The organism is Bacillus sp. RZ2MS9 (genome assembly GCF_001816185.2).
Lineage (GTDB): Bacteria > Bacillota > Bacilli > Bacillales > Bacillaceae_G > Bacillus_A > Bacillus_A cereus.
Genome location: NZ_CP049978.1, coordinates 3,725,671 through 3,736,985, shown reverse-complemented (window position 1 = coordinate 3,736,985; position 11,315 = coordinate 3,725,671). Strand labels below are relative to the sequence as shown.

Sequence of the window (11,315 nt, the reverse complement as noted above, 5' to 3'; positions counted from 1 at the left end):
ACTCAAGTTTCAAAGGACAAGTTATCTCTCAAGCTATCTAACCATTTTTGAGGTGAGTCTAAGCGCATTAAAATGGACTATAGAGTGTGTATAGTTAAGGGTGAAAGGAGATTACCGATGAACGAGCAACAACGATTAGCAAGTCAACAAGCAAATTCCTCTACGAAAAAAGAAGAGAAAGATTATAGTAAATACTTTGAAAGTGTATATCAACCACCTTCCTTAAAGGATGCGAAAAAGCGTGGAAAAGAAGAAGTTAAAATTGAACGGGATTTTGGCTTACCTGAAGAGTTTCGCAATTTTGGTACAGGAAGAAAGTTCTATATTCGTACATATGGTTGTCAAATGAATGAGCATGATACGGAAGTAATGGCAGGTATTTTCACAGCACTTGGATATGAACCAACTTTTTCAACTGAGGATGCAGATGTAGTTTTATTAAACACTTGTGCAATTCGTGAAAATGCTGAAAATAAGGTGTTTGGTGAGCTAGGCCATTTAAAGTCACTCAAACGAAGAAATCCAGACCTTTTAATTGGTGTATGTGGTTGTATGTCTCAAGAGGAATCTGTTGTAAATAAAATTATGCAAAAAAATCAGCATGTAGATATGGTATTTGGAACGCATAATATTCATAGATTACCGTACATTCTAAAAGATGCGATGTTCGCGAAAGAGACGGTAGTTGAAGTTTGGTCAAAAGAAGGTGACGTAATTGAAAACCTTCCGAAAGTACGTCGTGGTGATATTAAAGCGTGGGTAAATATTATGTATGGCTGTGATAAATTCTGTACGTATTGTATTGTACCGTATACACGCGGAAAAGAGCGAAGTAGACGTCCAGAAGATATTATCCAAGAGATTCGTCATTTAGCTGCAAATGGTTATAAAGAAATTACTTTACTTGGACAAAACGTAAATGCATATGGTAAAGACTTTGAAGATATAGAATACGGTCTTGGCGATTTAATGGACGAACTTCGTAAAGTTGATATTGCCCGTATTCGTTTTACAACGAGCCATCCACGTGATTTCGATGATCACTTAATTGAAGTGCTTGGAAAAGGTGGCAACCTAGTAGAACATATCCATTTACCAGTTCAATCTGGAAGTACAGATATGCTGAAAATTATGGCACGTAAATATTCGCGTGAGCATTATTTAGAACTTGTAAGAAAAATTAAAGAAGCAATTCCAGATGTAGTATTAACAACAGATATTATCGTTGGTTTTCCAAATGAAACAGATGAGCAATTTGAAGAAACGATGTCGTTATATCGTGAAGTAGGGTTTGATACTGCCTTTACATTCATTTATTCTCCTCGCGAAGGTACACCAGCTGCAAAAATGAAAGATAATGTACCGATGGAAGTAAAGAAAGAACGTCTTCAGCGCTTAAATACACTAGTAAATACGTTGGCAATTGAAAAGAATAGTCGTTACAAAGGTCAAATTGTAGAAGTGTTAGTTGATGGGGAAAGTAAAAATAATCCGGAAGTACTTGCAGGTTATACTCGTACGAATAAACTTGTAAACTTCGTCGCTTCAAAATCTTTAATTGGTCAGCTTGTGAAAGTGAAAATAACGGAAGCAAAAACTTGGTCTCTTAACGGGGAATTAGTTGAAGAGCCGATTGAGGTGAAATAATAGATGAAAGTATATTCGAAAGATGACATTGTTGAACAAGCGAAAGAATTAGCAAAAATGATTTCTGAAACAGAAGAAGTTGATTTTTTTAAGAAAGCAGAGGCGCAAATTCATAAAAATGAAAATGTAAAGCGCGCAATCGATGAAATTAAAGCACTGCAAAAACAAGCAGTAAACTTGCAACATTACGGGAAATGGGAAGCTTTAAAAAAGGTAGAAGCTGAAATTGATGCATTGCAAGATAAGTTAGACAGTATTCCAGTCGTACAACAATTTAAATCTTCACAAACATACGTAAATGACTTATTACAGTTAGTTGCTAGTACAATTTCTAACAACGTAACAGATGAAATATTAATTTCAACTGGTGGCGATGTACTAAAGGGTGAAACTGGCGCAGCGGTAGAAAGTAAAAAAGGAAATTGTGGTTGTTAAAGAGATGTCATATTGACATCTCTTTTTTTTTGTGGGTTAAACGTAAGTTCTTCTCAAAAAAAGAATGACACATTCCGCTATTGTCACGCATATGATTAAGTGAATAGTGATTGAGGAGGGTTACGAATGTCCGAATTTAGAGAGATTATTACAAAAGCAGTGGTTGGAAAAGGACGTAAGTATACAAAGTCAACGCATACATGTGAATCGAATAATGAGCCAACAAGTATTTTAGGGTGCTGGGTAATTAACCACTCGTACGAAGCAAGAAAGAATGGAAAACATGTGGAAATTGAAGGTTTCTATGATGTGAACACTTGGTATTCATTTGATGGAAATACAAAGACTGAAGTTGTAACAGAACGTGTGAACTACACGGACGAAGTAAGTATTGGTTATCGTGATAAAAACTTTTCTGGTGACGATTTAGAAATTATTGCTCGTGTTATTCAGCCGCCAAATTGTTTAGAAGCACTTGTATCACCAAATGGTAATAAAATTGTTGTAACTGTAGAACGTGAATTTGTAACAGAAGTAGTTGGAGAAACGAAAATTTGTGTAAGTGTAAATCCTGAAGGCTGCGTAGAATCAGATGATGATTTCCAAATTGCTGATGATGAATTTGAAGAATTAGATCCGAACTTTATCGTTGATGCAGAAGAAGAGTAATAGAAAGCTAGGGAGAAGTTCTTCCTAGCTTTTTACTTTACATAAGTGGGGCTGAATGAACATGATTCTTTATGAAATATGTTATAATGAAGAAAGACTCCTGAAATAGGAGATAAGAGTGTCCGTGAAATGCGACATATATGAAAATAGATTATCATGTAAGAATTATGGAGGAAAAGTATGACTCAATATACGCCTATGATACAGCAATATTTAAAGGTTAAGGCAGATTATCAAGATGCCTTTTTATTTTTTCGCTTAGGCGATTTTTATGAAATGTTCTTTGAGGATGCTGTAAAAGCAGCTCATGAACTTGAAATTACATTAACGAGCCGAGATGGCGGTAGTAGTGAACGTATACCAATGTGCGGTGTACCGTATCATGCGGCTAAAAACTATATTGAACAACTTGTTGAAAAAGGATATAAAGTAGCTGTTTGTGAGCAAGTAGAAGATCCGAAAACAGCTAAAGGTGTAGTACGTCGTGAAGTAGTACAATTAATTACGCCAGGAACGATGATGGAAGGGCGTACAATTGATGAGAAAGAAAATAACTTCTTAGCCGCATTAACACATTTTGAAGATGGATCATATGCATTAGCTTGTAACGACTTAACGACTGGACAAAATACAGTAACGTTATTGACTGGTTCAGTAGAAGATATTTTATTAGAAGTGTATGCAACTGGTTCGAAAGAAATTGTTGTTGATTCTTCATTTTCTAAAGATGAACTAAACAAGTTAACTGAAACATTGAAAATGACGATTTCGTATGAAGATGCAACGGCAATTCCGGAAGGATTAGAACATCTTGTGAAAAATGTTTCACAAGCAAAATTAATTAAAGCAGTTGGACGTTTATTTAACTATGTAATAAGAACGCAAAAACGTTCTTTAGATCATTTGCAACCAGTAGAAATTTATTATACGAATCAATTTATGAAAATTGATGTACATTCAAAGCGAAATTTAGAACTGACAGAAACACTTCGAACGAAAGAAAAAACAGGATCACTATTATGGTTATTGGACAAGACGAAAACAGCTATGGGTGGTCGTATGTTAAAACAGTGGATGGAACGTCCACTTATACAGAAAGAAAGAATTGAAGAGCGTTTAGAAATGGTTGAAACGTTTGTAAATGATTACTTCTTACGTGAAGATTTAAAGGAAAAGTTAAAAGAAGTATATGATTTAGAACGCTTAGCAGGAAAAGTTGCATTTGGTAACGTAAATGCAAGAGACTTATTACAATTAAGACGTTCATTGCTTCAAGTACCAGCTATTTTAGAAGCAATTAGTTTGTTAGATAACGCTTATGCATCGAGATTAATTCAAGGTGCAGATCCATGTGAAAGCTTAACAGAATTACTAGGAAGAAGTATTCAAGAAAACCCACCGCTTTCGATTAAAGATGGAGATATTATTAAAGATGGTTATAATGACAAGCTTGATCAATATCGTTACGTTAGTAAAAACGGGAAAACGTGGATTGCTGAGCTTGAAAAAAGAGAACGTGATATTACCGGAATTAAATCATTAAAAATCGGATACAACCGTATTTTCGGTTACTACATTGAAGTAACGAAAGCGAATCTTGCAGCACTTCCAGAAGGTCGCTATGAGCGTAAACAGACGCTTGCTAATGCTGAACGTTTCATTACAGATGAACTGAAAGAAAAAGAAACGTTAATCTTAGAAGCTGAAGAAAAAATTGTACAGCTAGAATACGATTTATTTACAGCACTTCGTGAAGAAGTAAAAGTATTTATTCCGAAATTACAACATTTAGCGAAAGTAATTAGTGAATTAGACGTACTGCAAAGTTTTGCAACAGTTAGTGAAGAAGAACAGTTTGTAAAACCTGTACTGACAACGAAGCGCGAAATCTTTATTAAAGATGGTCGTCATCCTGTTGTTGAAAAAGTATTGAACGGGAAATTGTATGTACCGAATGATTGTATTATGCCAGAGAATATGGATGTCTTTTTAATTACAGGGCCGAACATGTCTGGTAAAAGTACGTATATGAGACAATTAGCACTTGTAACGGTTATGTCGCAAATCGGTTGTTTCGTACCAGCAACAGAAGCAGTATTACCTGTATTTGACCAAATCTTTACGAGAATTGGTGCAGCGGATGATTTAATTTCAGGTCAAAGTACATTTATGGTCGAAATGTTAGAAGCGAAAAATGCAATTGCAAACGCATCAGAAAGAAGTTTAATTTTATTCGATGAAATTGGACGCGGTACATCTACGTATGATGGTATGGCACTTGCACAAGCGATTATTGAACATATTCATGACCAAATTGGTGCAAAAACGTTATTCTCTACGCATTATCACGAATTGACGGTGTTAGAAGAGAGTTTAAATCAACTGAAAAATGTACACGTTTCAGCAATTGAAGAGAATGGAAAAGTAGTATTCCTTCATAAAATTCAAGATGGAGCAGCTGATAAAAGTTACGGAATTCACGTTGCGCAACTTGCGGAGCTTCCAGATAGCCTAATCGCTCGTGCGAAAGAAGTGTTAGCACAGCTAGAAGGACAGGAAGAAATTATTATTCCAAAGCGAGTAGAAGTGAAAGTACAAGAAGCTACTCCAGAATCTGTAGTTGTAAAAGAAGAAATAGCAGAAATACAGGAAACGAAAGTAGAGACTGAAGAAGAATCGCAACTATCTTTCTTTGGAGGAGAACAGTCTTCGAAGAAACAAGAAAAGCCTCTGCTAGATCAAAAAGAAACAGCAGTACTGGCGCAAATTAAAAAAATCGATTTACTTGATATGACACCTTTAGAAGCGATGAACGAATTGTATCGCTTACAGAAAAAGTTAAAGAAAGGATGAGTAAGTAGATGGGGAAAATTCGCAAACTCGATGACCAACTCTCTAACTTAATTGCGGCAGGGGAAGTAGTAGAGCGCCCTGCTTCAGTCGTAAAAGAACTTGTGGAAAATTCTATCGATGCGAATAGTACATCTATTGAAATCCACTTAGAAGAAGCTGGGTTATCGAAAATTCGTATCATTGATAATGGTGATGGTATTGCAGAAGAAGACTGTATCGTCGCTTTTGAACGCCATGCAACGAGTAAAATTAAAGATGAAAACGATCTGTTCCGCATAAGAACACTCGGTTTCCGCGGTGAGGCATTGCCAAGTATTGCCTCAGTTAGTGAATTAGAATTAATTACTAGCACAGGTGATGCGCCTGGTACACACCTTATTATTAAAGGTGGAGACATTATAAAGCAAGAGAAGACTGCGAGCCGAAAAGGAACAGATATTACAGTACAAAATTTATTCTTTAATACACCAGCACGTCTTAAATATATGAAAACCATTCATACAGAGCTCGGAAATATTACAGATATCGTGTATCGTATTGCAATGTCACATCCAGAAGTATCGTTAAAACTATTTCATAATGAAAAGAAATTGCTTCATACGTCAGGTAACGGTGATGTAAGACAAGTACTTGCATCGATTTACAGTATTCAAGTTGCGAAGAAGCTTGTTCCAATTGAAGCTGAATCTTTAGACTTTACAATTAAAGGTTATGTAACATTACCAGAAGTAACGAGAGCATCTCGTAATTATATGTCAACGATTGTAAATGGTCGTTACGTTCGAAACTTTGTATTAATGAAAGCAATTCAGCAAGGATACCATACATTACTGCCAGTTGGCCGGTATCCAATTGGTTTCTTATCGATTGAAATGGATCCAATGCTAGTTGACGTTAACGTACATCCAGCGAAATTAGAAGTTCGTTTTAGTAAAGAACAAGAATTGCTAAAGCTGATCGAAGAAACATTGCAAGCTGCATTTAAAAAAATACAGCTTATTCCAGATGCAGGTGTAACAACGAAGAAAAAAGAAAAAGACGAAAGTGTGCAAGAACAGTTCCAGTTTGAGCATGCGAAGCCGAAAGAACCATCTATGCCGGACATCGTTTTACCGACTGGCATGGATGCAAAACAAGAAGAACCGCAGGCTGTGAAACAGCCTGCGCAGCTTTGGCAACCACCGAAGCAAGAATGGCAACCACCACAGTCGCTCGTGAGAGAAGAACAAAGTTGGCAACCATCCACTAAACCGATAATCGAAGAGCCAATTCAAGAAGAGAAATCGTGGGACAGTAATGAAGAGGACTTTGAACTAGAGGAATTAGAAGAAGAAGTTCGGGAAATAAAAGAGATTGAGATGAACGGGAATGACTTACCACCGCTTTATCCAATTGGACAAATGCATGGAACATATATTTTCGCTCAAAATGATAAAGGATTATATATGATTGACCAGCATGCCGCGCAGGAACGTATTAATTATGAATACTTCCGTGATAAAGTAGGAAGAGTAGCGCAAGAAGTACAAGAGTTACTTGTACCGTACCGTATTGATCTATCTCTTACTGAATTTTTACGTGTCGAAGAGCAGTTAGAAGAACTAAAAAAAGTCGGGCTATTTTTAGAACAATTCGGCCATCAATCCTTTATCGTCCGCTCGCATCCAACATGGTTCCCGAAAGGACAAGAAACAGAAATCATCGATGAAATGATGGAGCAAGTTGTTAAACTAAAAAAAGTTGATATTAAAAAGTTACGTGAAGAAGCAGCCATCATGATGAGCTGTAAAGCATCTATTAAAGCGAATCAATATTTAACGAACGATCAAATATTTGCTTTACTGGAAGAACTACGTACAACAACAAACCCGTACACATGCCCGCACGGAAGACCAATTCTTGTGCATCATTCTACTTATGAGTTGGAGAAGATGTTTAAGAGGGTTATGTAGAGTGAATAGATTACATTTCAAAAGGGAGCAACATTTACTGTTGCTCCCTTTTAATATGTAGATTTAATTGTAAACGAGAATATGGTGGAGTAATTTTGTAGTGTATTTCTTGGTTGCGTTAACTTAAATTTATCTATGTATAAAAAAGCGCTGTATACAGCACTTTTTAAAAGGTGCATGAATTGTATCATTACTAACTAAATAACTATGCATGGCCAAATGTTGCTTCTTATTTAGCCAATTGTCATAAGGATCTATACAATTACTTATTTTTATTATTATTAATTTTTTCAGTGTATAGAACTTGCTCTTTATAGTGCTTCTTAATTGGGAAGTTATGTGTACCTGTGCCGTTCTTGAATTTTTTGTCAATGGGGTTCTTTAGAGGAACTGTTGTAGTTTCAGTAAATTCATATGGGTAATTTATTTTAGATTTATCTTCAAACATGAAAATGCCTCCTTTTAGGATCTCCTAAATTCTTTACTATAACATGATATGCATATAGATATTTTTTGGACTAGTTATTTATATAGGTTAATGGAATTTAATTACATAACTAATGAAACATTTTAAAGGAAAACAATTTGAGAAAGAAATGGTATGAATAGATGTTGGCTCCTATTGTTATTTTTTTGTTTAACAGCACAGTGAATTATGCATATAAATTCATTATAGATTGTTTTTATAATATGGTTTATATGGGGTTTTCCTGATAATATAATGTGGAATATTATAGTGTTATTAGGTTATTAGGAACATCTAATGCTGTTTCATAACTGAAAGGGAATTGAAAAAAAACTGAAACTTTTCTCATAAAAATTCAATCTAACTTGAAAAATGAAAGGAAAATGAAATTTTCCAAAAGATATTCTTTGTTAAGATAAAAAGCATACATACAAAAAGCATTGACATATCTTAAAAATTTATTTTCAAGATATAGTGGGGGAAAAGATGAGATTAGAAAAACAATTAATAAAAAAGATGTATTATGAAACGTTCCTAATGGAGAATGAAACAAAACCAACTCTTGACGTACTTGGACAAGCTTATGTAAACGAAGAAAAAAATGAGATTTCTGATGGGTCTTATATTCGTTTTGCACAAGGTGAATTTTATTATCGTCATCAAGATTTTGAAGCAGCTATTTTTAAATGGGAGAAGGTTAGTAATGAATTAGCACCATGGGCACAAAAAAATATTGCGGATGCTTATTTCGAACTTAATCAATTACCATATGCTGAAAATATTTATACTTCCATTACTACTGATAATAAAATATTGATGACCGAAATTAGATTACAATTACTTTCTCTTTACATTGAGCAAAATAATTTTGATTCAGCTTTCGGTGTTATTAAAGAAGCAGTTTCTTTAAATCCTGATTATCCGAACGTCACAAAAATTGCCCGTTCCTTTTATGAGGAACAGCAAGATTTTGATAGTGCAGTAGAGCTTGCTGTGAATGAGTTAATTCGAATAGAGTCGTATCCGTGGTTTGAGGTGTTAAAAGGATATATCGATAAAGGGTTTACTAAACATATTTCACCAGACTATTTTTATGATGCATTAGCTACATTAAATAATGTAGATCAAGTACAATTTACACAAATGGTTTCAGCACTTTGGAACAGTTATAAAGATGAACCAAATTATTTATTATGGCTTAATACAATAAATGAATTTTTCTTACATATTGAAATACATTCGTCCGATATATGGAACAAAGTTTCTGCTCTTTACGAAGAAACGTACTTTACATTAATTCAAGGTCAATATACGCTTAGACAATTAGACGATATCATACCAAATCTGTTAGCAAACTGGTTAAAGGTAGTCAATCCATCTTATGCTGTATTTCCATCTGCAGCTGTATTGGCATGGGATGAGATTTTCCCTTCCAAAATAGATTCAGCAAATATAGAACATGCGGAAAACTTACTGTCACATTCTATTAATCATGTAAATGGCTTAGAGTACAGCTTACACCTTTTTGAATCTATTACACAGTGGGCACAAAAGCAGAATATAGAAATAGGTCACCGATTTAAATGGTTAGTTGACGAGCTCGCAGATTTAAGAACAAATCGTATTTTAGTAACGGGAACTTCAGGGAACGGAAAAACTACATTTATTAACTCTATATTAGGAGAAAATATATTAGAAAAATCAATTTCAAATGTAGTAGTTTTAAAAAATGATGCTCATATAGAAATAAACGCTATAACAGACTCAGCAATTACAACAACGGAAGATGTCTCTGATTACCATAATATGATGTCTCAGCACCATCAAACATATAGAGATAGAGCGTGTGTTGAATTTAAATTACCATGCAGATTTTTAAATGAAAATAAACTTACATTTGTAGTGACACCTGGCTTTAATAGAAATAACGACACTAGAGATGAAATATTCGAATATTTAAATTCTGTAGACGAATTACTATTCGTATTGAATGCGGATTCACCTTTTACTGATAAAGAACGTGATATTTTATTAAGTATTCAAGAACATACGCCAAATTTACAAATTCATTTCTTATTAAATAAAATCGATAACATTTACAGTGAAGCAGAAGTGAAAAGGGTATTACATGATACGGCAACGAGAATAAACACATATTTCCCGTATGCGAGAATTTTCCCTTATTCCTCGTTATATACAAGTAGTCAACAATTAAATGGTTTAACTGAGTTTATTCATTTTAACTTTAATCATAAAAATATCGATGCAGAACGTACTGAAAAGTTATTATTTTTCATTCGAAAAACAATTATATATCTTTTGGATAAACGTGTTGAGAAAGAAAATAACCTGGTGGATGCTATTAATTGGAATGAAGATATGCTAGTGAAACTAAACGGTAGCATTAATAACCTTACTGCATTTGAAAGGGAAAAAATTCATTTCATTACACAATCATATCGTTCAATGAAGACTGAAATTACAAATGATCTTACCGAAAATATTCCGAAGATATTAAAGAGCTGTTCTAATTTAATTAGTGAAGAAAGTGATTTCGGGCACATGGATACGGAACTAAATAAAGCAATGAATGAAAGAGTGCATAAATATTTAGAACAAACTGTATTACCTAATCTTGCTCTTTCTATGCAAAATTGGATTGCAACTTCTAATAATGAGCTTCTTCAAAGTCAAACGTATTTAGAAGAACTTAGTGAAGGGCTTAATTCACTATTTGGAGAAAATAAAATACAGTTAGAATGTGACTTTAAAGTGCTTGATGACTGGCGCAGAGATACTGACAGGATGACGACTAGAATACAAATGGATGAAGTAAATATTTTACGTCGATTTACGCCAGCACAATTTTTACTAAAAAGTGCCGGTAAATTATTTGGAGTTCTTCCTAAAAATAAATCTATGCTATATAACAAATATAAACAGTATGTAGAAAATGAAGATTATACTGAAGTAACGGCTTCTATTATGAAGAAATTTTTCTTGCAATTTGAGCTGTTTGAAAACACACAAGAGAGGGATATTCATATATTCTTTAGGAATCCATTTAACTCCTTAAAGCAAGCTGTAGAAAATACGCAATTAGAAATACAAGAAAAACAAGAGATGTTACATAAAATGAAATCAAATCCTGAAGTTTATCATGATTCTATCATGCTCTTTGAATTGAGATTGCGTCAATGTGAAGTAATTTTAAATATAGGTGATGATAATACCTATACAGATGTAGCTTTAGAAACAAGTGTAGAATAAAAGTAAAAGGGAGCAACTGTAAT

At 34.1% G+C, this 11,315-nt stretch carries 7 protein-coding genes; 6 read left to right on the top strand and 1 reads right to left on the bottom strand.

Annotated features, from left to right (window positions below; genetic code table 11):
• Positions 1-117: 117 nt before the first annotated feature.
• The 5 genes from miaB to mutL all read left to right on the top strand — a co-directional run bounded on the left by miaB (position 118) and on the right by mutL (position 7,556).
• Positions 118-1,647, top strand: a complete 1,530-nt coding sequence (miaB, locus tag BHV55_RS18900) for a tRNA (N6-isopentenyl adenosine(37)-C2)-methylthiotransferase MiaB (RefSeq protein ID WP_048567515.1) — start codon at positions 118-120, stop codon at positions 1,645-1,647.
• Between the two features lie 3 nt (positions 1,648-1,650).
• The gene (locus BHV55_RS18895) at positions 1,651-2,082 is read left to right on the top strand and encodes a YlbF/YmcA family competence regulator (protein WP_000870461.1); all 432 of its coding nucleotides are present in this window, start codon (positions 1,651-1,653) and stop codon (positions 2,080-2,082) included.
• Positions 2,083-2,208: 126 nt separating this feature from the next.
• A complete protein-coding gene (gene cotE, locus BHV55_RS18890) occupies positions 2,209-2,751 on the top strand; it encodes an outer spore coat protein CotE (protein ID WP_001288799.1) in 543 nt (180 codons plus the stop codon).
• 180 nt (positions 2,752-2,931) lie between these two features.
• On the top strand, positions 2,932-5,604 hold the full coding sequence (mutS, locus tag BHV55_RS18885; protein ID WP_070756907.1) for a DNA mismatch repair protein MutS: 2,673 nt from the start codon (positions 2,932-2,934) through the stop codon (positions 5,602-5,604).
• An 8-nt stretch (positions 5,605-5,612) separates the two neighbouring features.
• Positions 5,613-7,556 carry a DNA mismatch repair endonuclease MutL gene (gene mutL, locus BHV55_RS18880; RefSeq protein ID WP_000516463.1) on the top strand — a complete coding sequence of 648 codons (1,944 nt, stop codon included), beginning with the start codon at positions 5,613-5,615 and terminating at the stop codon, positions 7,554-7,556.
• A gap of 262 nt (positions 7,557-7,818) precedes the next feature.
• On the opposite strand, the gene BHV55_RS18875 is transcribed toward mutL, so the two are convergent.
• Positions 7,819-8,004 (bottom strand): hypothetical protein, encoded by a 186-nt coding sequence (locus BHV55_RS18875; protein ID WP_000461138.1) that lies wholly within the window; start codon positions 8,002-8,004, stop codon positions 7,819-7,821.
• A 504-nt stretch (positions 8,005-8,508) separates the two neighbouring features.
• On the opposite strand from BHV55_RS18875, the gene BHV55_RS18870 reads away from it, so the two are divergent.
• Positions 8,509-11,292, top strand: coding sequence for a dynamin family protein (locus BHV55_RS18870; RefSeq protein WP_048567517.1), 2,784 nt, complete (start codon positions 8,509-8,511; stop codon positions 11,290-11,292).
• Positions 11,293-11,315: the final 23 nt, after the last annotated feature.

Excerpts from the sequence above, each read along its gene's own strand:
- mutS (WP_070756907.1), top strand. The coding sequence starts at position 2,932 with ATGACTCAATATACGCCTATGATACAGCAATATTTAAAGGTTAAGGCA.
- BHV55_RS18875 (WP_000461138.1), bottom strand. The coding sequence starts at position 8,004 with ATGTTTGAAGATAAATCTAAAATAAATTACCCATATGAATTTACTGAA.
- miaB (WP_048567515.1), top strand. The coding sequence starts at position 118 with ATGAACGAGCAACAACGATTAGCAAGTCAACAAGCAAATTCCTCTACG.
- BHV55_RS18895 (WP_000870461.1), top strand. The coding sequence starts at position 1,651 with ATGAAAGTATATTCGAAAGATGACATTGTTGAACAAGCGAAAGAATTA.
- BHV55_RS18870 (WP_048567517.1), top strand. The coding sequence starts at position 8,509 with ATGAGATTAGAAAAACAATTAATAAAAAAGATGTATTATGAAACGTTC.
- mutL (WP_000516463.1), top strand. The coding sequence starts at position 5,613 with ATGGGGAAAATTCGCAAACTCGATGACCAACTCTCTAACTTAATTGCG.
- cotE (WP_001288799.1), top strand. The coding sequence starts at position 2,209 with ATGTCCGAATTTAGAGAGATTATTACAAAAGCAGTGGTTGGAAAAGGA.